26 protein-coding genes are annotated in these 26,644 nt (G+C 39.1%); 13 read left to right on the top strand and 13 right to left on the bottom strand.

Annotated elements, in window-relative coordinates; all coding sequences use genetic code 11:
* Genes N8A89_RS16585 through N8A89_RS16570 form a run of 4 tightly spaced genes read right to left on the bottom strand, consistent with a single transcriptional unit; the run spans position 1 to position 6,006 of the window.
* Positions 1-1,431: a glycosyltransferase family 2 protein gene (locus N8A89_RS16585; protein WP_281543227.1), complete on the bottom strand. Its 1,431-nt coding sequence runs from the start codon at positions 1,429-1,431 to the stop codon at positions 1-3.
* Complete coding sequence (locus tag N8A89_RS16580) at positions 1,424-3,856, bottom strand: HEAT repeat domain-containing protein (RefSeq protein ID WP_289644624.1); 2,433 nt, start codon at positions 3,854-3,856, stop codon at positions 1,424-1,426. The genes N8A89_RS16585 and N8A89_RS16580 overlap by 8 nt, the downstream gene beginning before the upstream one ends.
* Positions 3,857-3,862: 6 nt before the next feature.
* Positions 3,863-4,231 (bottom strand): response regulator transcription factor, encoded by a 369-nt coding sequence (locus N8A89_RS16575; RefSeq protein WP_430682034.1) that lies wholly within the window; start codon positions 4,229-4,231, stop codon positions 3,863-3,865.
* Positions 4,231-6,006: an ATP-binding protein gene (locus tag N8A89_RS16570; protein WP_281543225.1), complete on the bottom strand. Its 1,776-nt coding sequence runs from the start codon at positions 6,004-6,006 to the stop codon at positions 4,231-4,233. Before N8A89_RS16570 ends, N8A89_RS16575 begins: the two co-directional genes overlap by 1 nt.
* Before the next feature lie 182 nt (positions 6,007-6,188).
* Between N8A89_RS16570 and N8A89_RS16565 the strand changes: the two genes are divergently transcribed.
* Positions 6,189-7,433, top strand: a complete 1,245-nt coding sequence (locus N8A89_RS16565) for a dipeptidase (protein WP_289645570.1) — start codon at positions 6,189-6,191, stop codon at positions 7,431-7,433.
* Between the two features lie 23 nt (positions 7,434-7,456).
* On the opposite strand, the gene N8A89_RS16560 is transcribed toward N8A89_RS16565, so the two are convergent.
* Positions 7,457-7,852, bottom strand: coding sequence for an acyl-CoA thioesterase (locus N8A89_RS16560; RefSeq protein ID WP_281543224.1), 396 nt, complete (start codon positions 7,850-7,852; stop codon positions 7,457-7,459).
* A gap of 188 nt (positions 7,853-8,040) precedes the next feature.
* On the opposite strand from N8A89_RS16560, the gene N8A89_RS16555 reads away from it, so the two are divergent.
* Complete coding sequence (locus N8A89_RS16555; protein ID WP_281543223.1) at positions 8,041-8,892, top strand: phosphatidylserine decarboxylase; 852 nt, start codon at positions 8,041-8,043, stop codon at positions 8,890-8,892.
* Here the strand turns inward: N8A89_RS16555 and N8A89_RS16550 are convergent.
* A complete protein-coding gene (locus tag N8A89_RS16550; RefSeq protein ID WP_281543222.1) occupies positions 8,889-9,782 on the bottom strand; it encodes a DUF72 domain-containing protein in 894 nt (297 codons plus the stop codon). The genes N8A89_RS16555 and N8A89_RS16550 overlap by 4 nt on opposite strands.
* 146 nt (positions 9,783-9,928) lie before the next feature.
* Here N8A89_RS16550 and N8A89_RS16545 point away from each other — a divergent pair, with 146 nt between their 5' ends.
* Positions 9,929-10,336 carry a glyoxalase gene (locus N8A89_RS16545; RefSeq protein WP_281543221.1) on the top strand — a complete coding sequence of 136 codons (408 nt, stop codon included), beginning with the start codon at positions 9,929-9,931 and terminating at the stop codon, positions 10,334-10,336.
* Here the strand turns inward: N8A89_RS16545 and N8A89_RS16540 are convergent.
* A complete protein-coding gene (locus N8A89_RS16540) occupies positions 10,328-11,008 on the bottom strand; it encodes a DUF2461 domain-containing protein (RefSeq protein WP_281543220.1) in 681 nt (226 codons plus the stop codon). The two genes, N8A89_RS16545 and N8A89_RS16540, sit on opposite strands and share 9 nt — an antisense overlap.
* Before the next feature lie 94 nt (positions 11,009-11,102).
* On the opposite strand from N8A89_RS16540, the gene epsC reads away from it, so the two are divergent.
* From epsC to N8A89_RS16505, 7 genes are all read left to right on the top strand, one after another.
* On the top strand, positions 11,103-11,894 hold the full coding sequence (gene epsC / locus N8A89_RS16535) for a serine O-acetyltransferase EpsC (protein ID WP_281543219.1): 792 nt from the start codon (positions 11,103-11,105) through the stop codon (positions 11,892-11,894).
* Positions 11,887-12,771, top strand: coding sequence for a cysteine synthase CysM (gene cysM / locus N8A89_RS16530; protein ID WP_281543218.1), 885 nt, complete (start codon positions 11,887-11,889; stop codon positions 12,769-12,771). Before epsC ends, cysM begins: the two co-directional genes overlap by 8 nt.
* Positions 12,772-13,586: 815 nt before the next feature.
* Positions 13,587-14,081 carry a hypothetical protein gene (locus N8A89_RS16525; protein WP_281543217.1) on the top strand — a complete coding sequence of 165 codons (495 nt, stop codon included), beginning with the start codon at positions 13,587-13,589 and terminating at the stop codon, positions 14,079-14,081.
* Between the two features lie 296 nt (positions 14,082-14,377).
* A complete protein-coding gene (locus N8A89_RS16520; protein ID WP_281543216.1) occupies positions 14,378-15,004 on the top strand; it encodes an MBL fold metallo-hydrolase in 627 nt (208 codons plus the stop codon).
* 131 nt (positions 15,005-15,135) lie between these two features.
* On the top strand, positions 15,136-16,269 hold the full coding sequence (locus N8A89_RS16515; RefSeq protein WP_281543215.1) for an alkyl sulfatase dimerization domain-containing protein: 1,134 nt from the start codon (positions 15,136-15,138) through the stop codon (positions 16,267-16,269).
* Positions 16,270-16,301: 32 nt separating this feature from the next.
* Positions 16,302-16,970 (top strand): DUF2490 domain-containing protein, encoded by a 669-nt coding sequence (locus tag N8A89_RS16510; RefSeq protein WP_289644623.1) that lies wholly within the window; start codon positions 16,302-16,304, stop codon positions 16,968-16,970.
* A gap of 34 nt (positions 16,971-17,004) precedes the next feature.
* Positions 17,005-17,592 carry a hypothetical protein gene (locus tag N8A89_RS16505; RefSeq protein ID WP_281543213.1) on the top strand — a complete coding sequence of 196 codons (588 nt, stop codon included), beginning with the start codon at positions 17,005-17,007 and terminating at the stop codon, positions 17,590-17,592.
* A 361-nt stretch (positions 17,593-17,953) separates the two neighbouring features.
* On the opposite strand, the gene N8A89_RS16500 is transcribed toward N8A89_RS16505, so the two are convergent.
* From N8A89_RS16500 to truA, 5 genes are all read right to left on the bottom strand, one after another.
* Positions 17,954-18,751 (bottom strand): alpha/beta hydrolase, encoded by a 798-nt coding sequence (locus N8A89_RS16500; protein WP_281543212.1) that lies wholly within the window; start codon positions 18,749-18,751, stop codon positions 17,954-17,956.
* The gene (locus N8A89_RS16495; protein WP_281543211.1) at positions 18,744-19,622 is read right to left on the bottom strand and encodes an alpha/beta hydrolase; all 879 of its coding nucleotides are present in this window, start codon (positions 19,620-19,622) and stop codon (positions 18,744-18,746) included. The genes N8A89_RS16500 and N8A89_RS16495 overlap by 8 nt, the downstream gene beginning before the upstream one ends.
* Positions 19,623-19,721: 99 nt before the next feature.
* Positions 19,722-20,249, bottom strand: coding sequence for a hypothetical protein (locus N8A89_RS16490; RefSeq protein ID WP_281543210.1), 528 nt, complete (start codon positions 20,247-20,249; stop codon positions 19,722-19,724).
* A gap of 212 nt (positions 20,250-20,461) precedes the next feature.
* Positions 20,462-21,556 carry a magnesium/cobalt transporter CorA gene (gene corA, locus N8A89_RS16485; RefSeq protein WP_281543209.1) on the bottom strand — a complete coding sequence of 365 codons (1,095 nt, stop codon included), beginning with the start codon at positions 21,554-21,556 and terminating at the stop codon, positions 20,462-20,464.
* Between the two features lie 37 nt (positions 21,557-21,593).
* Positions 21,594-22,385 (bottom strand): tRNA pseudouridine(38-40) synthase TruA, encoded by a 792-nt coding sequence (truA, locus tag N8A89_RS16480; RefSeq protein WP_281543208.1) that lies wholly within the window; start codon positions 22,383-22,385, stop codon positions 21,594-21,596.
* A 100-nt stretch (positions 22,386-22,485) separates the two neighbouring features.
* On the opposite strand from truA, the gene N8A89_RS16475 reads away from it, so the two are divergent.
* The 3 genes from N8A89_RS16475 to N8A89_RS16465 all read left to right on the top strand — a co-directional run bounded on the left by N8A89_RS16475 (position 22,486) and on the right by N8A89_RS16465 (position 24,894).
* Positions 22,486-22,923: a hypothetical protein gene (locus N8A89_RS16475; RefSeq protein ID WP_281543207.1), complete on the top strand. Its 438-nt coding sequence runs from the start codon at positions 22,486-22,488 to the stop codon at positions 22,921-22,923.
* 128 nt (positions 22,924-23,051) lie between these two features.
* Positions 23,052-24,266 (top strand): DUF418 domain-containing protein, encoded by a 1,215-nt coding sequence (locus N8A89_RS16470; protein ID WP_281543206.1) that lies wholly within the window; start codon positions 23,052-23,054, stop codon positions 24,264-24,266.
* Between the two features lie 145 nt (positions 24,267-24,411).
* The gene (locus N8A89_RS16465) at positions 24,412-24,894 is read left to right on the top strand and encodes a hypothetical protein (RefSeq protein WP_281543205.1); all 483 of its coding nucleotides are present in this window, start codon (positions 24,412-24,414) and stop codon (positions 24,892-24,894) included.
* Positions 24,895-25,114: 220 nt separating this feature from the next.
* Here the strand turns inward: N8A89_RS16465 and N8A89_RS16460 are convergent, their stop codons facing one another.
* Positions 25,115-26,584: an AAA family ATPase gene (locus tag N8A89_RS16460; protein WP_281543204.1), complete on the bottom strand. Its 1,470-nt coding sequence runs from the start codon at positions 26,582-26,584 to the stop codon at positions 25,115-25,117.
* Positions 26,585-26,644 lie beyond the last annotated feature (60 nt).

The following is a 26,644-nucleotide window of genomic DNA, read 5'->3' as shown; positions in this document are numbered from 1 at the left end:
CTACGTTGCCTTGGCAAATCCTTTGCGGACCTGCGATCCCCACCCGGATTTTACCTTAAATAATTTTTTATAATTACCCCTTATAGCGGACCACACGACTAGCGGATGGAACGTTACGGGTTCAATAATAGCGCAGAACATAAGTATAAGTATGTCCTTGGTCTTTTTGTATTCGTTGTATGAATAAACGTCCCATAGAATGGCATAGAACGAGAACATAATGGAAAACACATATACGGTGGCCGTAATGGCCACGAAAAAGTCCCAATTCAAAATTCCTAGCCAGTAAAAAAGTATAATGGTGAAAAAACCGAAAAATTCCAGGATAGGTGCCAACCATTCATAAAAGAACCAGTACGGGTAACTTAACATTCCCAAACGTCCAAACTTGGGGTTAAAGAACATGTCCTTATGCTTGTACAATGTTTCCAAGTTACCCCGAGCCCAACGATCTCTCTGATTTATTAAGATTTTGGTATCCTCCGGAACCTCTGTCCAACATAAAGGGTCTGGGATATATTCTACGGTGTAGGGCAGTTTCCGCTCGTGCATGTACCGTCTCATCTTAAAAACGATTTCCATATCCTCACCGACAGTATTGGTGTCATAGCCATCAACGGCCAAAGCTATTTCACGATCAAAAAAACCAAAGGCTCCCGATATAATGAGTAAGCTGTCTATTCTTCCCCATGCCATACGGCCTAGAATAAAGCTGCGTGTATACTCCAAAAGCTGAAACCTTGCCAACCAGTTCGTTGGAAGTCTGATTTCCTCCAATTGTCCACCCTGGATAACGCATGAATTAGCCACTCGAATAACACCACCAACGGCAATTACTCTTTTCTCGGACCGCTGAAAGAACGATTTCACCACATGCAGCAAGGCATCGGGCAAAAGCAAACAATCCACATCTATACAACCCACATATTGGTTCGTGGAAAGTGCCATACCGGTATTCAATGCATCGGACTTGCCCCCGTTCTCCTTATCTATGACCGTTAATTTTGAAAATGCCTTATGCGGTGATTTATAAATTCCACGTATGGGTTTTGATCTCCATTCTGGATCAATTTCCTGTTCTATCTTAACGAGGTCATAAGCGTCAATCATTTTTTGAAGCGTATCATCCTTACTACCGTCATTAACCACCATTACTTCATAGTTCACATAGCGCAAGGACATTAGGGAACGAATATTTTCCACAATGGTCATACCTTCGTTATAGGCAGGTGCAATGATAGTAATACTGGGTGCCAAAGGTGATGCCATTAGTTTGGACATGTCCCCAAAACTATTCTTGTTACGGTAATGGATAGAATTTCTGGTGGAGAGGTATCCCATGGCCGTGAACATGGTAAACAGGATCACCGTAAACACCAGAAAAACGATGTTTATGTACTCCAGTACGATATCAAAGACTCCGCTACCCATTAAATTTATCGTAAAGTTTGCTAGACATGGAGCACAGATGGTCGAACAGTGTATTACCGTTGGTATCACTGCTAGCCGATCCGTATTTGCTTTTAGCCAGTGGTTTTGATTTTTGTAGTTCAAAATCTACCTCAAAAATATCCGACTGTTCCAATCCGCTCCCTACAGCTTTGTTATCAATTTCCTGACTATGTTCAGATGCCAAGCGTTCCATTAATTTTTTTAATGCAGAAGTCGCTTTTTTACGAATGATGGCATCATCAGATTGGATCATTAACCGCAATAGGGGAATTTCCTTTTCATCACCCACCGCTATTATTTCTTGTAATAGAATTAGTTTGGATTCTAAATCGCCCCTTTCCATTAGCTCATTAAAAACACTATCCACTGCCTCAAATTGTGTGATTTTGAAGTATTCAATTCCTTGGTATTCCTCTTTAAAACGTTCGATTAATTCTGAAATTCTTTCCCGAACATCGATTGAACTTTCGGTCTCATATAAATGCTTCAAGAACGGTATTTCTCTGTGGTCACCCAATTCCGAAATATTTTCCAGAAGGACCATAGTTTCTAACACTCCGTTCTCGTAAAACGCTGCCCTAGGTATGTTTAAATCATTTTTATTTTTTTCAATGGCATTGATCTCGACTTCAGTAGTCATTTCAATGAGTGATGAAATTTCTAATGGCGCTTTGTTAGAAAATGCGTTTGACCAATCTATCTCTATGACTTGCTCTTCGCCAATCTGTTCTGGTCTTATTTCTTCGCAATCAACCTCCATTTCAACTAAACTTGCAACATCTATATCAGCAATACACATTGGTCTTGGAACGTCATCTTGTACCGTCTGATCATCTTCTTTGTCTTTATCAAAATCTACGGTTCTAATATCGAAATGAGGTACATCCAAAACTTCTTCGTAGACTATTTTATACTCCCTAAGCTCGGGGACTATGGTCTCCTCTTGTTCAACAATCAATGGAAGAAAGTCAATATTTATGGTTGGTGGAATTGTTTCAATGCATATTTCCTCAGAGATAACATCCAGGTCATTGAATGAAGTGGTTTTTTCATTAGGCTCGATTTCTGACGCGATTGGAGTTCTGGACTCCGTCTTTTCCTCATCCAGCACAATCGGCAAGAAAGTCATGTCAATTTCATGCAGATTTGATTCCGAACTTGTTATCTCTTTATCTACCGGGGCATTATCTACAACTTCAGCAATCACTTCCAAATTATCAATAGCTATGGCCTCTTCAATATTGTCATTAACTTCATCAAAAGTTTCAGTAGGTAGTTCCTTTGATTTTGTTTGCTCTTGCATATTTTCGACCACTTCCCAATCCTCTGTCTCCTCTACATCTTTTGACGGTAAAATAGATTCGGGTGTAATAGTGTTGAGCGCGCTTAGAGCTTTGCTTTTAATGGTGAAGCCAGATTCTTTTTGCTGAACCGACGTAAGAAAATCGACATCGGATTTACTTCCAATTTGCGCTATCGTATCCAAGATGGACATCTTAACATCCGTACTGCATTTTCGGAATACTGCTTTCATTGTAGGCAAGGCATCGGTGACATTAAACTCACGTATGCAATGGATGGCTTCTTTCTTGATATGACTATTTCTATGTTTTACCAATTCTATTAAAGAGGAACTAGCATCATTCTGGTTGTAATGTTTGATCAACCTTAGGGCAAATAGGACCACGTAGTTGTTCTTGGAGGTAAGCCATAGGCGGAAGGGCGGTGGAATGAAATCTTCCTTATTTCGAACTACATCCAATAATTTTAATTGCTGCCATTCCGAAATCTTAAACTTTGTATGGTCCAGATAAAATGAAATACCCTCTTCCTTTAGGGTAACGGCGGCCAATTCTGCCTGTTTTCTTATGGTTGGTCGTTTATCGTTTATGAATTTAGTGATGAGTCCGTAGGATTCTACGACGTTCATTTGGGTAAGTTCAAATATGCCTTTAGAAACCACCTCCCAACGCCAGCTCTTTAGCTTTTCGTAAGCGTCCTTATGCAGTTCCAAATCCTGATAGATATGGAATAGTTCATCTCTTGTATTTCCGGAAACATCTTTCCTAAGGTCCATTAAGACTTCCGTTAAAACCTTGCGGTCAAAATCGTTCTTGATCAACTCCCGTATTTGTATTTTCAAATCGATATAGTTCATCTTTTCACTTTTGTTAGCTGATTGGTCATAGAACAAAAACTCACTGATCATTGGAGAAAGCTCTTTCTTTTTCTCCTTCACCTTACGTCCCTTCCTTGAAATCTTATTTCTGAAATAGAATACGGAAACGAAATAAATTAATGCCAACAAGACAAATAAAGCAGAAAGGCCCCAAAGCAAATCGGTATCGATTTTTGGGGCACTAAGCAAAGCATTTATCTTATATGTCTTGGGGGTTATTGACAAATTAGATTATATTTTATTTAACTCTCTCGCTACACGGACCAATAGTTCAGATGGGCTAACCGGTTTGGAAATAAAATCATTGGCGCCTAAATCAAAAGCGCTTAGAACATTTTCTTCGTTTCCTGCGGAAGAAATTATGATTATGGGGGTTTTGGACGATAGTTCGTTCCTTACATAGTCTATTAATTCAATCCCAGAGAAATAGGGCATCATAATGTCACTTACGATAATATCCGGCATCTCTGTAGCCAGATATTCCTTTACTTCCTTCCCATTACAGGAATGGTGCACATCATAACCTCCTTTTTCCAATCTAAAATTTAATAAGGAAGCCAGTAATTCATCATCATCTGCTAATAAAATCCGTTTTCGCATTATATCTTTTTCTTTAATTCAGTCAATTGTCGGTCTATTGCTTTTTCATTACCTGGATAAGCATCCAAGAATTCTTGATAGAGTCGCTCAACTTCCACTTCATCATTATTTTTACAACTAGCCTCTATGGCAATTATCAGATTAAGTAAATGTTTGGCGTTCATCATTGCCAATCCGGCCTTGAGCTTGTGAGCCGATAATGAAACTTCTTTTAAATCATTGTGCTTCAGGTTTATTTTAACGGCTCCGATAAATTCGAAGACGTTCTGTTTAAACAACCTGATCAGTTCGGACAAAATCTCAATTTCACCAAAACAGTCCTCGTATACTTTGTCCAGATCAATTTCAATAGGTCTCTTTACGACAATTGTTTTTCTCTTTAAAAGGGCCTTGCTTTCTGTAGTAAGCATTTTTTCCCTCTTTTGTTTCAGGATTTTTAGCAATAATTCATCCAGCGTATAAGGCTTTAAGATAAAGTCGTCTATTCCAGAGGTTACACAGCTTTCTTGATCCTGCGCCGTAAAGTCTGCGCTAATGGCAATGATGGGAATAGTTTTTATTCGACTGTCGTCAATACGTCTAATTTTTTCGGTCACCTCAAAACCGGACATACCGGGCATCTTCAGATCCATTAGAACAATATCGACGGAATGTGATTTAAGGATATTAAGACCTTTTGTGGCATCAGCGGTAACATGCACCTTGCATCCCCATTTATTCAGTTGCTCACTAATCAGATGCTGGTTAAGAAGATTATCCTCAAAGACTAAAAACCGTGTTCCTCGTAAAAGTTCCTTTCCCTTCTGTACATTTATGGTGCTAGCACCCTTTTTAGGTATGTTAAGGTGATTCCCCACTTTAAAAGGAATGGTAAATTGGAATGTTGTGCCTACCCCTAATTCGCTTTGGACTTCTATGTGACCACCTTGTTTCTCAATTATCTCCCGTACTATGCTTAATCCAAGGCCAGAGCCACCATATTTGGAGAATGTACTGGTATCCGCCTGTTTATAGCTCTCAAAAATGGTTTTCAATTGGGGCTCGGAAATACCGATACCGGTATCTGCCACCTTAAAATTTAGAACATACGCCGTACCCTTTTTTTGCTTCAGGTCAATGGTCAATTTTATATGGCCCTTTTCTACAAATTTTATCGCATTGCCCATTAGATTCAATAATATCTGAGAAAGCTTGGAAGGGTCCCCAAGTAAGGTATGTGGTATTTCTGGGTCTATTGTGGCTTGTAAATGCACGTTTTTGTCCAACATTAAAGTTTGGCATAAAAACATAACATCCTGTACCAAAGCCTTAAAATTAAAATCGATTTCATTGAAATCATCTACGCCAGAAGTAAGCTTTGAATATTCTAGTACTTCATTGATAATCTCCATCAGCGCATAGGAGGTAGACTGTATGGCCTCCACTTTTTTGAGTTGACCAGGCCTTAACTCCTCTTCACTTAATAAATTGGCAAATCCGATTATCCCGTTCAATGGGGTGCGGATTTCATGACTTACATGAGCAATAAGATGCGCTGCATTGTTGGATTGTTCGTTTGTAAATTTCGGCTGTCTTAATTTCTTTTCGTTTTGCACCTCTGTTATCCGTGCATTCGGGTCGAAAATTTTAGTTTCCAACAGTTCTTTAAAGTCTTTAAAAGACGAACCCAAGGAGCTGGCTTCTTCAGCGCTTAATTCTTCAAAAGAGAACTTTTTCAGGGACCTTTCCAATTGTGATAATTGGCTTAATAAGTCTTTCGTGTTGATAACGGACATAAGTTAAATTCCTTTTTAGGCTAGGTTTAGTAATTCAAATACCTTTAAAATTCCCTCTTTCGCCTAGCGCTGGCAAGTAAATGTTCCCTACCCTTCTTTTTTTGTTGTGAATACCCTTTATTTGTAGGTATAAAATAATTAGCAATGAAGCATTTTGTCTGTATTTTCTGTATTGTCGCGTTATTCTCCTGTACGGAAAAAGAAAAAAATCAGTAGAAACGTCAGAGGCGATAGCCGAAAGAATTCATGATGGCGTCATAACCATTGACACGCACAACGATATCAACGTTAAAAATTTCACGGACAGCGTCAACTACTCTCAACGCTTAGAGACCCAAGTAAATCTTCCCAAGATGGAAGAAGGAGGCTTGGATGTTTCATGGTTGATCGTGTATACCGGACAGGATTCGTTGAACGCCAGCGGATATGAAAAAGCAAAAGAGAATGCCATGGCCAAGTTTGAGGCGATCCACAGACTTTGCGAAGAGATTGCTCCGGACCAAATAGAACTTGCCCTTACTTCAAATGATGTTAGGAGAATCGTTGCCTCGGGAAAAAAAGTGGCCATGATCGGAGTGGAAAATGCCTATCCCATTGGTGAGAATTTATCCAATTTCAAGAAGTATCACGAAATGGGTGCCAGATATATTTCCCTGTCCCACAATGGCCATAGTCAATTTAGCGATTCCAATACCGGAGAAGCGGATTCCGTGTGGTTACACAATGGTTTAAGTGATTTAGGAAAAGATGCTGTAAGTGAGATGAATAGACTTGGAATGATGATTGATATTTCACATCCTTCAAAAGAGGCTATGAAACAAATGATAACGCTGTCTAAAGCTCCTTTAATCGCCTCCCATTCCTCAGCGAGGGCACTTTGCGATCACAGTAGAAATTTAGATGACGAACAATTACAATTAGTAAAAGAAAATGGTGGCGTAGTACAAACAGTCGCCTTTAGTTCCTATTTAAATACCGAAAAGCACGAGGCCAGAGCGGCATATATGAAAGGTATTTACGAAGAAGTTGCAGATTCCCTAGGTATTCAATTGCACGAGCGTTCCCAATTTGGAAGTTTGACGGACGAACAGAAAGAGGCCTTTATGGAAAACTATCCCAAGGTAATCAATATCGGAAAAGAACTCGTGGCCGATAGGTCAGATGCTCCAGAAGCGGTAAATGTGTCCGATTTTGTGGACCATATAGACTACATGGTAAAGCTTATTGGTATAGACCATGTGGGTATAAGTTCAGATTTTGACGGCGGTGGTGGCATCGAGGGATGGTCGGATGCTTCGGAAACCTTTAACGTGACCTTAGAGTTGATAAAACGTGGGTATACCCAAGAAGAAATAGAGAAATTGTGGGGTGGCAACCTTTTACGAGTGCTAGATGAGGTACAGGCGGTGGCCAAGACCCTGTCATAAACGATGTAAAATCAGCTAAGCTTTTATTCAGCTGCCGCTAGTCGGTCTTTAACAAATTCAATTTTTGTTTTGCCATGTGGACTGGGTTTACCGTCCTCCCCTAAATTCACCATGATAATATTGTCCACAGTTACGATAGTTTCATGGTTCATTTTATTCCTTACTTCGCAGTTCAGGGTTAACGAAGTCTTCCCGAATTTCGCTACATCCATACCAATTTCAACAATATCCCCTTGCTTGGCGGCACTCATAAAATTAATTTCCGAGATGTACTTGGTTACAATTCTAGAGTTTTCAAGTTGTATGATGGTATATAGGGCGGCCTCTTCATCAATCCAAGCCAATACTTTTCCGCCAAAAAGGGTTCCGTTGGAATTTAGGTCTTCAGGCTTCACTAATTTTCTTGTATGAAATCTCATAGCAGTATAATTTAATATCAAAATTATAATGAAATACGATAGAATCTACATCTTGGACTGTTTTAACCTACGGTTTTGTCAAATTATAAAGTATGTTAAGCTCATAATAAACTTTTCTTAATACATGCGGCTCCTATTTGTTTAATTTGATAATTTAAAAGGATTCAATCTAACTATAATCGCAACGAATGGATTCATCAATCAACTATTCTTACGACGCTTATTTTCATATTTTTAAGGTACCCCATTGGCGGGCCTACTTTTATAAATTTCTATCCGTTAACTTATGGGGCTCCATTCCAAGCACTATTCAAAAAAGGCTCTCCGCTTTTTACGCTAATATGTACAACAAGCCTTTTTCTAAATTTATAATTAGGCCCTACGTACAAGTCAATTATAGGAATAAAAATTACTTGGAAAAGTTTAAACCACCCTTTGGAAAACCCGATTTTGATAGCTTTCAAGACTTTTTTGTTCGCGAATTCAAGACGCTGCCAATAACAAAGAATACAGAGGTCTGGCCCTGTGAAGGATTGCTATGTGATATGGGCAATGTTGGTGAATTCAAAGACGTATGTGTAAAATCGGACAGAAGAAATATCCATACTATTTTTGGGGTCTCCCAAGGTACCATTCCCCCGGGTTATTCATTTTCTAATGTTTTTTTACATAACAAAAACTATCACCGCATTCACGCCCCCATCTCAGGTAAAATAACGAGAGTACAGCATGTTCCGGGAGATTTGATTGTACTTAGACCATGGATTTACAAGCAAAACCCCTCCTTACCGGCCTTTCGCAATGAACGCTATAATATTGACATTTTAGATACCGATAATAAAACTTGGTATTTGTCTATAATCGGAGGCCCGGCAGTTGGTACCATTGCCCTGCAAGATGGAATAGCGGTTGGAGCCAGCGTCAAAAAGTTACAGCAATTGGCCATGTTCTATTTGGGCTCAACCTGTTGTATCGCTGGTCCCAGGTCACCTCGCTATCATACAAAAAACACCTTCGTAGAAGTGGGGATGTGCTATTAAAAGGGAGATGGGGCATCGATTAATGTTTTAGGTACCGTAAGTCCTAAATCAAAACGTTCGTTAAGCTTCTTAATAAAATACGCGGAAAGTAAGGGCGACTCTAGTTCCATATTTTGGTGAATAAAGAAATTCACTTTTTTCAATCCTTGTTCTTGCCATTCCCCAATTCGTGTCACCCATTCATCCAAACGCGTATAGTCACTTTCATGATTCGCACCCACAAATCTAATGAAAGCTTCGTTGTTGGTGAGACGCATATGCATGATATCCCTTCTGCCAGCAGTATCCACCAAAATATTGGCAATACCATTTTTCTCCAATAGATGGTATAATTCCTGTGCTACTTTTTCATCATTGAACCAATCCGTATGTCTAAATTCCATGGCCAACCGAAGCTCCTTTGGCCATTTTTCAACGAAACGGACTACCCTATCCAAATCCTTAGGCGCAAAGTTATTATGCATCTGTAAAAACAATGTTCCAAGCTTATCGCCAAGTTGTGTAGTAACCTCCAAGTAGCGGTCTAATACAGGATACGCGTGATCGTTCAAACGCCTTAAATGACTCACATTTTGCACTATCTTGGGAAAGAACGTAAAGTTCTCAGGTGTCTTTTCCTTCCATTTTTGATAGGTTTCCACGGGAAAAATACGATAAAAGGTAGCATTGAGCTCTATAGAATTAAATTGTGTAGAATAATAAGCGAGTTCATCTTTGGTACCTCTGGGATAAAAATTCTTAAGGTCATTTTTGTTCCATTTGGCACATCCAACTTGTATGTGAAAAGGACTTTTATCTTCCAATCTCCTTAAAACCACTTCCGTATCGGGATGGTCCTTGGGCAAGGAAAAATCTATTAACTCTGGTTGTTCTACTTTTCCAAATTTCATCTACGCTACTTATTTCTTTAAAAGTAGGTAATTATTGAAAACTTTTGAGTTCACTAATCATTCCTGTTTATAACCCCGTTGAAAACTAATCTCCTTCTTATAATCTTAGGCATTCTTAATCCTTACCTTTATAAAAACCACATAAAATGAACGACCGATCCGAAAAGTTGATTCAGATACGTCCCCAAATCCCTTCCGCTAAAATACTTCCTCATATGAGTTCCGAAGAGCATTTTCAGAACATGACCTTACGTCCGGTTCTTAAATTGCAGAACAATTTGTTATTGGCCTCTTTCCAAAATTATATCGTGAAAACGAAAAATGCTTTTTACGAGTTGAAACTGGAAAGTCGGATGGACTTCATCACCAATGCCATCCAAAAAGACATCAAATTCCGAAATTCTTTAAAGGGAATGCTCATCGGACAGTTTACTCTGGAAGAGTACGAACTTTACATCCAGAACTCTTCGGCACTGAACAAACGGATGATGAATATGGTTATTAAAAGGCTGCAGGACCAAATCCAATTTTTTGAAAAAGTGGCCTTAGTCTAAAAGCGACTCCCCGTTCAGGTTTGTTGTAAGTACGGAGCTCATCAGATCAAAATAGGGCCTTATGGCCTTAAAATCATCGTTGATTTTTTCAGCGAAATCGGGCGCAATTACTTCTTTATCCGTAAAGTTCTTTACAAAGATGAACTGCTTTTTGCGGATCAAATCAATATTTGGGTCCTCTTTATTAAACCCTTTGGGAGAAGTTTTAAGCTCCTCCCCTGCCATTTCACCCCAAACGGATTTAAATTCTTTTTTGTCGATTATGGTGCGCAATTCGGAAGCATCTATCTCCCATTCTTTTCGAATCCTAAAAAGGTCTTCCTTTTCCGGAGCCCAAAAACCAGTGGCTATAAAGCTTCCTTCGGGTTGTATATGAACGTAGTATCCTCCGCGTCGGTGGGCTCCAGCACGTGAATACGAAGCCGAAAAATTAAATTTATAAGGTGTTTTGTCCTTGGAGAAGCGTACATCCCTATAAATCCGGAATACTTTCAGTTTTTCAATTTCATCGTGGGATTTCAGTCGTTCCAAGAGTCCGTTAAAAAAGGCTTTGGCATTCGCTTCATGTACTTTAAAGGTCTTTTTATGTTCCGTAAACCACTCTCTAGTATTGTTCTTTTTCAGTTCATTTAAAAATTGAAGGGTTTCTTTGGTAATTACTGGATTTAACATACGACCTAGCTCTTGTGATTTTAAGCTAAAGTTAACCATTTGCCTAAAAGGCAATACGTTTTATTGGTTAATTTTGGGAACGTAAGCAACAGCCATGAAACAGCAACAAATAATTGATCGCATCAATAAACACAAGAAGCAGCCCAACCTTCGGTTTCGGTTGAAAAGGGATACGGAAATCTTTACCAATTTACTTTTCTATACCCTTTTTGATATAGAAACCCCGGTTTCCGATAATTTAGAAGTCTTGGAAAAGCAATTTGATAATCTTGTGGACCTTGCTTGTTGGGACAGTGAAAAGGCATGCAAAAAGATATGGGAAAATTATGTACAAAAGCTTCCCCGTATATTGGAAAGCCTAAATTTGGATGCAGAGGCTACGGTGAATTGCGACCCTGCTTCGCTATCCATTGAAGAAGTTTACATGGCTTACCCCGGTTTCTATGCCATTGCCATCTATAGGCTGGCACATGAACTCTATGAGGTAGGATTTCCTTTGGTCCCAAGACTAATGACGGAATATGCGCACCGCCAAACCGGCGTGGACATAAACCCAGGGGCACAAATCGGTAAATCTTTTCATATAGACCATGGGACCGGGGTGGTTATTGGAGAAACAGCAATCATAATGAACGATGTAAAAATATACCAAGGCGTAACGCTAGGGGGATTGTACGTGGCTAAACATTTACAGAAAACCAAACGGCACCCGACCATAGAGGATAACGTAACCATTTATGCCAATGCTACCATTCTAGGTGGCGATACGGTAATTGGTGCGAATAGTGTCATTGGCGGTAATGCCTGGCTGACTTCCTCCATACCTCCCCATTCTACGGTGTACCACACCCCGGAAATTCAGATAAAAACAACTACTGATGCCTAAGAGTATTCTAGATTTAATCGGAAACACGCCCCTTGTGGAATCTAGGGTTCTAAATACGAATCCCGATGTGAGGCTTTACTTTAAGATGGAAGGCCATAATCCCGGAGGAAGTGTAAAGGATAGGGCTGCCTATAATATGATTAAAAACGGACTGGAAACCGGTAAAATAAAAACTTCAGACAAATTGATTGAAGCAACCAGTGGCAATACAGGAATTGCCCTTGCTATGATCGCGGGAATCTACGGACTTGACATTGAACTCGTAATGCCGGAAAACTCCACCAAAGAGCGGGTACAGACCATGCGGGCCTATGGCGCCAAGGTTACGCTCACTTCTGCGGATGTTGGTATCGAAGGCGCTAGGGATTATGCTGAAAACAAAGTGGAAAAAGAGGGATACGTTATGGTGAACCAGTTTGCTAATGACGATAATTGGAAAGCCCACTACAAGACTACAGGTCCTGAAATTTGGAAGGACACCGAAGGTAAAATAACCCATTTCGTTTCTTCCATGGGAACTACGGGAACCATCATGGGGACCTCTACCTATTTGAAGGAAAAGAACAGCCAAGTACAGATAGTTGGCGTACAGCCTACCGATGACGCCAAAATTCCCGGTATACGTAAATGGCCTAAGGAGTACCTTCCTAAAATATTCGATGCAAAAAAGGTAGACCAGATCATGGAAGTGAGCGAAGCGGAGGCTAAAGAAATGGCCATTAGGCTCGCCAAAGAAGAAGGTATATTTTCTGGAATGAGCAGTGGTGGCGCAGCAACGATAGCGCTTCGACTGGCTGCACAACTGGAAAGCGGTGTTATCGTTTCCATAGTTTGTGACCGTGGTGACCGTTATCTATCCTCGGATTTGTTTGATTAACGCAACTACAAAGTCACATCGTTTGACATTCATTTCCCATTCAACATATTAAGTAGCTATAAAAGTGTTGGGGCTTAGCTCCTCCTTTTAGTTAAAGGGAGGTGTCCAATACAATTGGACGGAGGTTTTTGAAATAAACAGCAAAAGCTATGACAGAACTCCCCTTTCTTCCATCACTTCGTTCGGAATTCATTCCCCTCTTAAATTTATTATGTTGCTAAAAAAATTGCAGGAGTTTAGCTCCTCCCTTTAGTTAAAGGGAGGTGTCCAATACAATTGGACGGAGGGTTCTGGAATCAAAACGGCAATATGTATAACGGAACTCCCCTTTCTTCCGTCACTTCGTTAAGAATTCATTCCCCTATTAAATTTAAGAGGGGAGCTTAAAAAGTGCGGGAGTTTAGCTCCTCCCTTTAGTTAAAGGGAGGTGTCCAATATAATTGGACGGAGGGTTCTGTGTTTTTTGCTAAAAACTTTCAAAAACCTTAGTGGGAAAGACTTGCAATGCATTTTGGAAACTTCGAAATTCGTTACTAGTGCTGAACTTGCCTCAGTATCGGCAGATATAGACGATTGAAACCGATTTATATCCAAAACGTGGACAAAAACAAGACAGAATCACTTTCCTTAAATGGGTTGATTAAAAATTAAATCTTTTAGTACTAATTCACTTATTTCAGACCAACCCTGAAAAAGCTCAAAATTTCAGATACTAATCAAGTATAAAAATTCTAAAAACTTATAATGACTTTTTCATCTTTAAAACTATGTTCTATTTTTTTTGTAATTTTTAAGTGAACATTAAATAAGAAGAAATGAAAAAATTACTACTAATTATTTCATTCGCCACATTGTCATTGACAAGTATGAATGCCCAAACATTTAAGATCGGGGCTTCTCTGGGGTTACCTGCCGCTGATGCATCAGATCTTACTTCCTTTGTTTTAGGGGTAGACTCATATTATTACTTCACTAATATTGACGCACCAATTGAATTTGGTTTAAACGCTGGATTCAGGAATTTCTTTGGTGATGAGATTGAAGTATTAGGTCAAAATGTAGATTTTGAGGATGCCCGATTTTTACCAATAGCAGCAGCAGCACGATTAAAATTATTTGGAATTTTATCAGGAGGAGTTGATGCAGGATATGCACTAGGTATTTCTGATGGTTTAGATGGAGGATTCTATTTTAGACCTGTAGTCGGCATTGACATAGCAGATGCTATAGAAATTAATGCTTCCTATGAAAATATATCAGATGCGGCCACTTGGGGAAACCTTAATATTGGGGTCTTATTTGAATTCTAATAGGATGCTTTTTTCAAAAAAAGGAGAAGTTAAATCACTTCTCTTTTTTACTTAATTTAAAAACTGTTTTAAATTAACAAGTACCTTAAACAAGAGTTATAATTCACAACGGTTTATTTCCTAATCAGGATTTCGAGCCTTTTTGCTATGTTTATAGTATATTTCGACCGTCGCTTCGCTCACATCAGAGGAACAATTCTTCTGTACATTTTCGTAACGACACGAAACGCTACACGTATTGAACTAACGATGTAATTCATCACCAAGGCCGTTGGCAAACATTTAAAAAAAATCAAATGAAAAAATTCACTTTCTTAATCTTAATTCTGGTAATTTCAGGATGTCAAAAAAAACAGTCATTCAACAGTAGCTTGCTTGATCCTGAAGTAATTGACCACAATGTTCCATTGGAAATCGAACCCTATGCCGATGAAGGAATATTGAAGAATCTGGCTCCCATTCGTGCCCGGTTTGAGAACTATGCTATTACAGAAGACAGTGAATTCATAAACGATAGAATGACTTCTTTTGGTAAGCAAATGCCCAAAACCATTTATGAACCGGTAAAGGATAAAGCCTTTTTAATGGCCGGTTGGCAGTTAACATCTACTTTAATTGTAGTGGGAGATAATGGATTGATTGTGGTAGATCCGGGAGAAAGTGACGAGGCTTCAGGGCGAATTCTAAGTGATTTTAGGAAAGAAACAAGTATCCAACTACCTGTAAAAGCTGTGGTTTATACGCACAGACATCCTGATCACTCATTTGGCTCTGCCGGAGTGGGCGTTACTCAAGAGCAAGTCAACAATGGGGAAGTTAAGATATTTGCCCATCATCAATTCATGGAGTATCTGGCCAATGATGCCAGTGTGGTTGGTTCAATTCTTACAGAGCGCACGGCTTACGGGGGGCAACCTATTTAGGCCAGAATGAAAAGGGGCTCGTACATGCAGGTTTAGGTCCTACCTTCGCTGGAGGTAAAATTTCTTTTTACCGTCCTACTGATATTGTAAAAGGTGCATTAGAAACAGAAGTTGCTGGAGTAAAAATAGTATTGTTTGAAGCTTATGGTGATGCAGAAGACGAAATAGATGTTTATTTTCCTGACCTGAAGCACGTACACGGTTCTGAGACTGTTCAAGGAGAATCGTTTCCGAACCTTTATACGTTAAGGGGAACAAAATACCGAGACCTGGTAAAGTGGTATAAAGGAGTTGACAACCTATTGGAATACGCCAAGCAGAGTGATAGTTACAGCCATTCGCATATGAGATCATGGGTTGGAAATGAATTTATCGTAGAACGAATCCAAAACTATAGAGATGCCATTCAATTCACCCACGACCAGTCTATTTACTACATGAATCAGGGAGCAACTCCGGAAGAATTAGTAGAACTGGTGAAGTTACCTGAAAATCTCAAAAACGACCCATGGCTACAGGAGTTTTACGGTAGTGTGGAGCACGTTGTCAGAAATGTTTATAATGGTTATTTGGGTTGGTATTCCGGTGACGCCACAGAACTTGCAACCCCTTCTTTTAAGCGAAAGGCAGAACTCTATGTTTCGGCGATGGGTGGACGCGAAAATGTCCTTAAAATTGCCAATCAAGCCATTGACGCAGAAGACTATGGATGGGCGATGGAAATTACTACTCACTTAACACGGTCTAATCCAGAAGATTCTGACGCACGAAAAGTGAAAGCCAAAGCAATGCAGGCTTGGGGTTACGATCAGGCCAATATCTATTATAGGAATTTTGCGCTGTCCGGAGCAAAGGAACTTGATGGTGCACTGGACAAGTCTGGTGCCTTTGACTTTGCAAATCCGGTCATAATTCAACAATTCGGAATTGGAACAATTCTGGAAAACCTAAGAGTAAAAATTGATGCCTCTAAGGCAATTGACTCCGATTTTAAAATAGGATTTAACATTACAGACCGTAATGAGAAATATGGTTTCCACGTGCGGAATGGTATTGCAGCCTTCTACGAATATATCCCTGAAAATTCGGATATAGTGGTTGATATTCCAAGCAGCGTAGTTTATGATTTCGTCTTGGGGAAAGGTCGAGTAAAAGATGCCATAAATAATGGAAAAGGAACTGTCAAAGGTGATCTTGACCAGCTAGAAGTCTTTGCTAGCTTCTTTGATTTTAAGAAATCGGATATCAATCTTTCGTCTAGATAAAATTGAATGTTTTCGCTTTCATTCCATGCGCTATGAAAAATTCATTAGTGATTTTTTGCCTTTTCATCAGTTTGACAGGCTTTGCACAGCAGGAATTTTTTAGCGAAGCTGGTCTTGAAAAAGCGGTTTTTTCTAAAAACAGATTGTCTGTTATTTTAGAAGGTAATTATAAGCATGCTTATCAAGACAGCAAATGGCGCAGACTTGGGATTGATATTGGTTTACAGAGAAAACTAAATTCAAACTGGATGCTTTTTGGTGGTATTGTTAATTATTATCGATTTGACCAAGAGCTTGGAAATTTTTATGAATTAAGACCAAAAGTTGGGTTTCAATTAATTACACCAATGATAAAAAATTTAAGCCTAAAGCAAAGAATACTTGGAGAGTGGAGAAATTTTTTTCTTTCTAAACACCAGCATTATTTAAGAGCTCGGTATAAAATAGCCCTTACCTATAACTTCAGTAAGCACAATGACAGCTCCAAAAGTTGGAGCTTGCTGCCATCATTTGAATGGTATTTTCTAAAAGATCCAATTTCTCAGGAACGCTACTCAAACTCAAGGGAATTTTCACTCTTTATATCCAGAAACTTAAAAGACATAAAAATCAAGCTTGGATATATAAGAGAGGTCTTCCTTTTAAATAGTGATAGCTTTGGGACCGAGGGAAATACAATTTCGCTGCGGGTTAATTTATAGTTTTTATATTACGGTAATAATATTCCAAATAATTATGAAGTATTTACTACTTGTTTGGATACTGTTAGGGGCTTCTTTAACATCCCTTGTAGCTCAAGAACAAGATAGAAGCCGTTCAAGCGGGGCACAAGCCAATAATCCGTTGGCAAATATGACTGCTTTCAACATTCACAATTACTATATACCAAAGCTCACAGATGCACCGAATGATGCTTATCTGAATACTTCATGGTTGCGTTTTGCAAAACCATTTTCTGGAGGCAGACTTTTGTTAAGAGTATCGGCACCCTTCAACACAGTGGCTTTTCCAGATGGCACGGGTAGTGTTAATGCTGAAAATGGTCTCGGAGACATTAATGCCTTATTAACGTACAACTTTATTTCCAAGCCAACTGCTACTGTTGGCATAGGGCCAATAATAACAGCTCCTACAGCTTCAAATGATGAATTGGGATCCGGGAAATGGCAAGCAGGGCTGGCACTAGTAGCATTTGTAGTTAAGTCGCCTCAATTTCAATTAGGCGGCCTCGTGACTTGGCAAACATCAATCGCTGGAGAAAATAATCGTGAGAACAAAACAATACCATCATTCAGCCATTTTATTTCTGGCAATTGGGTATAGGTACGTACCTCCGTGGAGCTCCTGCCTGCTTTTTTAATTTTGAAAACGAATCCTATTCAGTGCCGATGGCGTTGGGAATAGGCAAAGTAATTAAAATTGGTAATACCGTATTTAATTGTTTTATAGAACCTCAATATTCGATGTTGCATTGGGGAACTCAACCGCAATTCCAATTTTTTGCAGGCATCAATTTGTAGTTTTTAAATGAGTAAAACGTTTGCCAACAACGTAGAAAAAAATTAGCGGCTAAAGTGATTAAATAAAAGATTAATAAAAAAATAAAGATCAGTTCTAAACCCGAAATTTAGCGCTTCTTAGCACACTACTTTTCAAATACAATCCCGATAACAAAACCTCGCCCCTATTTGAAAGCCTCGTCCATTGCTTTATTAAAAGCCTTAAAATCTTGTAAGTAGTTATGTCCTCCGCCTTCTACGGTATAGAACGTGCCTTGGCCTTCGGGAATTTTCTCGTAAAGGTCTGCAGCCTGTTCAAAGGGTATGATGCTGTCATCCGTCCCATGAATAACATAAATGGGGCACTTTACTTGCTGTACATATTTGTAGGAGGGGAAGCGGTACTCAGATAATAGATCAATAGGAAAAATGGGGAAACGATGTTTTCCCAGCTCTACGGCGCTATAAAACGGGGATTCCAAAATAAGCTTGTAGGGGTCGTTATTGGCAGCTAAACCGGACGCTACTCCCGTTCCAAAAGAGCGGCCGTAAATGATAATTTTATGCTCATCGTACAGATTTTTAGTATAGTCGTAAAAAAGCTGCGCATCCTTTTTTATGGCCGCCTCGCTCATTTTGCCCATACTTTTTCCATAGGTTCTGTAATCCACAAAAATGGCATCGTAGTCATAACGGGTAACCAAGTTGGCGACGTGTGTTAAATGGGAGATGTTACCGGAGTTACCATGAAAGTATAGAATAACACCTTTTTGTGAGTCGTTTTTAATATGCACGGCGTTCAATCTGGCCCCATCGTCAGCAGTTAACCAAAATTCTTCAAATTCTTGACAAAACTCATAAGTATGGTTGGCCGGCATCTGCTGCGGAATGAAAATCAATTTTTCTTGGAAAGCATAGGTGACCCCTAAGAGCAAAACATAGATTACGAATAGAACTATCCCGATTTTTTTAACTCTACGCATGTGATCTTTTTGAGGAGTGTTTTACAGCTATACTGGAGCCCTCTAAATTTACCGGTTTTGGTCGTGAAGTAATAATGTCCGCTAACATTTTGTGGTAGGCTTCAAAGGTATTCAAATCTTTATGCCCTCCGCCAATGACAGTATGCAGCGTCGTTAATTTTGGTTTAATACGGGATAGCTTTACGCTAGTTTTATAGGGAATTAAGCGATCATCCGTACCATGGATGATATGGATGGGGCATTCCACATATTTCAACCATTTGTAAGTAGGCATTGGAAATTTAATCAATAAGGACAAGGGCATGAACGGAACATACTTTTTGGCTACTTTACTTAGACTGTAGTAAGGTGCATCCAGTATGAGCATACGCGGATGGTTCATGGAAGCCAATTTGGTGGCAAAGCCGGATCCCAAAGAACGTCCGTAGAGAATGATATACTTTTCTTCCACATTATGCTTTATCTTGTTGTAAACCACCTGAAGGTCCCTTTTTATGGCTTTTTGGGTACGTCTTCCGGTACTCTTTCCAAAACCACGGTAATCTACCATTATAACATCATATCCGTGCCTGGTAAAGTCCACCGCAAATTTACCCCACCCCTTTATGCTCTTGGAATTTCCCTTAAGGTAGAAAACAACGCCTTTGGGATTCTTTGTCTTAAATCGCAACCCGTTGATGATGGCTCCATCCCTGGTCTCTATATTGTATTCCTCAATTTCCTGATTCTCATAGTAGAATTGAAAGTCCTTGGCCAGTTTCTCAGGTTTGAACATTAAAAAATCCTGCAAAAAATATACTAAAATATTTATTACAAGATAAATGACCGCCACAAGCGTCAATATATATGTCCAATTTAAATCAGAAAACATCTGATTTCAATGTACGAAAAATCAAGATATATTAGATGTAGAAAGAAAAAAGACCTTAGAAAGGTCTTTTTAATCTACGGCTAGCTATTTACTCGGTTTTTACTGATTGGTCATATTAGTATGTTCTTCTACCAAAAATTCAATCTCTTTTCCATTTTCATCGGTAAAAATATAGGTAGATTTATTATTTGCTTCATTTTTTGATTTCAAGGTCATATCCTCAATAATTTCAAGGTTTTCCCCTTTATCAATGGCCACCAACAGATTTTTATCTTTTGAGACCAATACGAAATCTTCGGGAGTATTAGAATTGTACGTAAAGACTATTTTTTCGTCAAACGCATCATCCTTATCGTTGTCTATTTTCACGGTCTTGGTTATCTTGGGCATACTGTCCAAAACTCTTGCTTGGTTTACATTATCCTTATCTGAATCTTTCATCATTAGTTCAGAATTTATATTTGTGTTTACCTCTACGGTTCTCATCTCCCTTTCATCTCCCATATTTATTTTATAGGTCTTTACGGTCGTAATTTCTAAACTTTCACTCGATTTGTCCTGCGCTAAGGAAACTCCTGCAATTAAACAAATAGTCGTTAGTGATAGTGTAATTTTTTTGATGTTCATTTATACTTAGTTTTTTATAATTAAAAATTATTTGAAATCGTTAGGATGAGTGTTATGGCATGTCAAAAGAAAATTCACAAATTTGGTAAATGCCGATGTAGGTTATGTGTAATTGCCTCATCCTAACTTTTAAATTTTAAACAATGAGACCGGAAAAGTCAAGCGGTTTAACGGTGTTTAACCCTTGAGGAATTAATTTAACTTAAATTATGTTAAAGCCAATCCTTTTTCTTAAAATAAATTAACATCCCCAAGAACAAAGCAATCATCAGCCCCCACACGTAGAAATAGCCATACTCCCAATGAAGCTCTGGAATATGGTCGAAGTTCATCCCGTAAATACCGGCGATAAAGGTTAAGGGAATAAAGATGGATGCCATAATGGTAAGCACCTTCATTACCTCGTTCATCTTATTACTCATGTTGCTCATGTACATTTCCATAAGGCTCATGCTCATTTCCCTATAAATTTGAAGACTTTCATTGATTTCCAAGGTATGGTCCAAGGCATCCCTTAGAAAGAGCTTGGTATCCTGTTGAATTAATGGGTGTTCGGAATCTATAAGTCGACTAATGAGTTCTTTGACCGGAAAAATCCAACGTCTCACTTTTAGGACTTCTTTCTTTAATTGTTGGATTCGCTGTGCGACCTCAGGCTTGGGATTGGAGTAGACCTCTTCCTCCAACACCTCTATCCTATGATTGATTTGCTCCAGAACCAAGAAATAATTGTCTATGATGGCGTCCAAAAGGGCGAAAAATAAATAGTCCGCACCCCTGGAGCGTATCCTTCCCAACTTGGACTGGATACGGTTTCGTACCCCGTCAAAAACATCTTCCCTTACTTCTTGAAAGACCAGTACACAATTGTCTAAAAGCACCATGGCGATGTGTTCCCCAACAATTTGATCGTCCGTATTTAAGTACAGCATCCGGAATACCCCAAAAATGTAGTTTTCGTACTCATCTATTTTAGGGCGCTGTTCTGTATTAATGGCATCCTCCATGACCAAAGGATTCAAGCCAAAGGCCTTTCCCAATTCCTCAATGAACGGTTCATCGGTTATACCAACAACGTTTATCCAATCGGTCCGCTCCGTATTTTTGAGTTTTACTATCTCTCCAATATCGGTAAGTTCCGTGAGTTCGAAACCTTCACTGTCATACTCCGTAGCATAGATGATACTAGGTGTTTTTTCTTTAGTGCCCAGGTAACTAACGGTACCTGGGGCTTTTCCCATTTTTCCTTGTACACGGGAGGTTTTTCTCTTTATTTTAGGAATTGCAAGTTTCCGTTTTCTGGCCATTGTTAAAAAATTTGTTTAAATATACTAAAACCCATACCTATCCCTTTGTGTATTTCACACTGTTTAAGATGAGTCCGGAGCCAGGGGCAATCGAGTTTAGCACTATACCTTTTTCTGGATTGAGAGAATCTTTGATTTGGTCTAAAGTAAGATGGCCTTTGCCCAATTCCAGTAGCGCTCCCATAATCATTCTAATCTGATAGCGCATGAATCCCGCTCCCACTATTCTAAGAACATAGCTCTTTTTTGGAAAGAAATTAGCCGTCAGGATGGTATTCTCTTCAATTCGGCAAGTATCGATGTGTCTGACCACTTGGGTATTGGGCTTCAAATTTGCGGTATAGGAGGAGAAATTATGTTCGCCCTCGTATAAGGTGGCGGCTTCTATCATTACATCAATATTTAATTCGTCTATTACGTTTGCCATAAACGGCGCACAAAATGGATGGTTTTTCTCCCCAAAGGAAAATAGGTACAGATACTCTTTTCTTTTGGCATGTTGAATGATATTGAAATCGGAATCCTTTAGGTTTATTTCCATTATCCGAATATCCGGTGGAAGGTTGTCATTGAATGTTTTTAAAAGTTGTTCCAATTTCGTTAAGGGGTTGTCGGCAACGAATAATTCAAATACAGCATCCAGAGCCGATACTTTGGCGTCCGTTCTACCTGAAGCTAAAATTTTTACTTCTACATCCGGAAGTATAAATTTCAATGTCTTGATGAGCATACCTTCGACCGTGCGTTGTCCCGGTTGAATTTGCCATCCACTATATCGAAAACCGAGATATTGAATTCGCACTATATAGTTAAAGTATTCTTTACTCATAAAAACAGATTTGTGGTAAAAATAGGTGCATTCTCATAATAAATATCAATTACCACTTTTTTTGTACTTTACCGTGTAAAACAATCTAAACCAATTAATTATGACAACTGAAACAAGAATTAAACCACCGGCGTGGTTTTGGGTCGTTAGCGTGTTGGCGCTACTTTGGAATTTATCGGGAGTTGTAGCTTATCTCGCTCAAGCTTTCATGACTCCTGAGGATATTGGAAAAATGCCAGAGGCGGAACGCTTGCTTATTGAATCCCAACCCGTATGGGTTACAGGTGCGTTCGCACTAGCCGTTTGGGGCGGTGCTTTGGGTAGTGTTGCCTTATTATTACGAAAGAAGTGGGCCGTTCCCATACTTATAATTTCTTTGGTCGGCATATTGGGGCAAATGTCTTATGCTTTCTTTATGAGCAATAGCTTTGAGGTTTATGGTCCTGGCGCAATGGTAATGCCAATTGTGGTAATAGTAATTGGAATCGCACTCGTTTTTTTCGCGAGAAAGGCATCGGCAGAACAATGGCTCAATTAATTGTTCTTAAAAAATTCGTAAGGGGAGCAAAAGCTCCCTTTTTATTTTAAAATGTTTCCAGCCAGGCCTTTAAGTCTAGTTAGTCAACGTTAATTTAGTTTTAGGACATCAATCATAAACAATCAATCATGAAAGCAATTGTTAATCAGCGTATCAACATAGTAGATGCGCTCCGTGGTTTTGCCTTGGCCGGAATCGTAATCGTTCATATTGTAGAAAATTACGTGGGCGCTCCTACCCCAGAAAATACGATGCAAGGAACGCATATAGGAATTTTGGATAGTATCGTCGATGGGTTTATTTTCCTTTTTTTGAGGGGTAAGTTCTTTGCCCTGTTCTCCTTTCTGTTTGGACTTAGCTTTTACTTGCAGTTGAATCGCAAAAAAGAAGGAGAAGATAACTTTATTGGTCGCTTCATCTGGCGACTGGTGTTATTATTCCTAATTGGCTACGTCCACAGCTTGTTTTATCGGGGTGATATTTTAACGGTTTATGCGCTTTTGGGTGTTTTTCTGGTACTCTTTTATAAAGTTTCCAATAAATGGGTATTAATTTTTACAGGTTTAATGTTCATAGGACTTGGCAGATTTACCGTATTTCTTATAACCCACGGGGGTAATATTTTCATTCCTGGAGATTTTAGCCCCAATAGTCCCCTAGTGCTGTCATATTTTGAAGCTATACAGCATGGAAGTCTTTGGGATGTTTTTAAAACCAATGCGGTGGAAGGGCACTTGATGAAAATGGACTTTCAACTCGGGGTATTCTCACGTGGCTATATTACCTTCGGTTTTTTCCTTTTGGGAATGGTGGTAGGTCGTTTAAGATTTTTTGAAAATTTCAGGGAATTGACAAGTGAAACAAAAAAGGTGCTCATTTACTCGATCGTTGGTTTCTTCGTTTCCCTTGGTTTGGTAATTCTAGTGTTTTCACAGCTGGGTCCTGAAGTAAAGTTTGACAATTGGTTGAGCATGTTGGGTCTGACGTTTGTGGATTTGAACAATATCTTTATGACTTTTATATTGATTTGTGTTTTTGTGATTGCATACCGCAAAAATTGGGGAGAACGAGTGCTAAATATTTTTGTACCCTATGGTAAAATGGCATTGACGAATTATTTTATCCAGAGTATTATCGGTACGTTCATATTTTTTGGGTGGGGTTTGGGTTATTTAGGAACAATACCCAATAGTTCTGCTTTTCTTTTAGCACTGTTGATTATTGGGCTGCAGGTAATATTTAGCAAATTGTGGCTCTCTTATTTTACCTACGGTCCCTTGGAATGGTTATGGCGAAGTGCCACCTACTTTAAATGGTTTAAAATTCGAAAGGAAAAGGCTTAAATTGTATTTTTGAAAGACTGCGAAGTGCCTGAAGGAAGGATGTTCGGTATAAGAGGTTTTTCGTCGAAATTTTTAAAATAATTCAATTCGGTATGCGTTCTTAGAGCTCCACAATTGGTTCCCCAAGACCGCGAAACTTTTTAATATGAATTTCATTAAAGGAATTTTACCTTGGAAACGCACTTTGTTCATCTCAATAGCGGTACTTGTTATTTTAAATATCTTTAGTTTTTATGGCCTTTACACCAATAAATTTTATTTCTTCAAAATAGACAATTATATATTTCCAATTCTTACCATAGTGCACTTCATTTTCCTTTACGTTCTATGGTTCAAGATTAAGGAGGATGAATTGAGTGATCCTCCCATGCGGAATTTGGAATATTCCCTATACATTATTCTTTTTGTTTATGCCTATAAGTTGTTTGATAATCTCTTCATTCTTATTTCCTATGGTGAATTTGAAAATCACCTCATACCTGGCACCTTTCTCCCTTTAGGAATACTCATTTTTACGTTGCATCTATTCCTTATTGGCCTCACTTTATTGGCTTTTAGTTATCGGAAAGAAGTAGTTGGTAATTATCTTTTTGACGATATGAACCAACACGTAGATAGCTGGAAGTAGGTACGGTATCCTTTGCATAAACCCGAATTCAATTTAAATTTAATCTTCCTTTTCTAAGTAGTCCCTCTTTCGTACTACCGCTAATCGATTTTGGGCTTGAAATGCTAAGCAAACAATTTTTGATGAAGTCCTTTTATTGCGACACCCTAGATTATTGAGCTTAGGATGGGAAGTATTAGTGCTAAGAAAAAACCCTTCCATTTGGAAGGGCTCTGTTATTTTACAGTCCGCTAATAAAACTCCCGTATAGATCTTTGAATTGATAACCTTCGGTAAACCGATTTTTATTTAGTTTTTTATAAGCAACTAGACCCCAAAGCACTAGTTCCTTCAAGAAATACGTGTCTTCCTCAGGGAAATCTGGCTGGTGTCTTTTAAGCAACGCGTTTAGTTCAGGAATACTATCCAATGTCCTTTTGTATTCCTCATCCGTAAAATCATCCAAAAGTTCAAAACCTTCCCCTTGAAAAAACCAATGAAGCAGTTCATCATAGGGTGTTTCGTCATCCTTTCGTTCCAACTTATTTATTTTGGGGAAATACTCAGGAAAAAGGGATTTTACGGCATCATCGATTAAGATTGCGGCGACTCCGTCCGCTCCCTCCTGCTCCCCTTCATATACCAACTCAATTTTTCCTGTAATAGCAGGGATAACCCCAAGAAAATCGCTTAGACGGACCATGGTTTTATCCGCTCCAGTCAATAAGGCCCTTCTTTCTGCCGTACTTAATAAGTTCTCAAAGGCCGTAATGGATGTCCGAGCACTCACGCCACTTTTAGCATCTACATATTCGCTATTCCTTGCTTCAAAACTGATTTGCTCCAATAAATCCTTGGCAATGTCCGGGACATATACCGCCTCAGATTGTCTGATGTCCAATTTGGACTCCTGTTCCGTTATCTTTCGGGCCGTATTAATATCATCCGGGTAATGGGTCAATATTTGAGAACCAATTCTATCCTTTAAAGGCGTCACGATACTGCCCCTATTTGTGTAATCCTCTGGGTTTGCCGTAAATACAAACTGAATATCCAACGGTAATCGCAATTTAAAGCCTCTTATTTGAATGTCACCTTCTTCCAAAATATTAAAGAGTGATACTTGAATCCTTGCCTGCAAATCCGGAAGTTCGTTTATGACGAAAATACAACGGTTAGCTCTTGGTATCATCCCAAAATGGATGACTCGATCATCAGCATAGGATAACTTTAAGTTGGCTGCTTTAATAGGGTCTACATCCCCGATTAAATCGGCCACGGTAACATCTGGCGTAGCCAACTTCTCGTAAAACCGTTCATCCCGGTGTAACCATGAGATGGGAGTTTTGTCTCCCTTTTCTTTAATAAGTTCCCGGGCATATCTAGACATAGGCTTTAACGGGTCGTCGTTTATTTCCGAACCCTCCACCACGGGAATCCACTCGTCCAAAAGATTGACCATTAATCTGGCCAAACGTGTTTTTGCTTGTCCGCGGAGCCCAAGTAAGTTAATGTTATGTCGTGAGAGAATGGCACGCTCCAATTCTGGAATAACGGAATTTTCATAGCCCCATACCCCGGTAAACGTTTCTCCCCCGTTCTTTATCTTTTCACGCAGGTTATCACGGAGTTCATCCTTTATGCTTTTGGTTTCGTAACCCGCTTCTTTTAACGCGCCGAGGGTATTGATTTTATTGTGATTCAATTTCATATTTTTTTAGTCTTTTTTCTATTTCAATAATCGAATAACGTTTTTATAGCTAATCCTAAA

The sequence above is a fragment of the Maribacter aestuarii genome (assembly GCF_027474845.2).
In the GTDB taxonomy this organism is placed as follows: Bacteria; Bacteroidota; Bacteroidia; order Flavobacteriales; family Flavobacteriaceae; genus Maribacter; species Maribacter aestuarii.
Note: the sequence above shows the minus strand (reverse complement) of the source record. Positions and strands in the feature narration are given on the sequence as shown.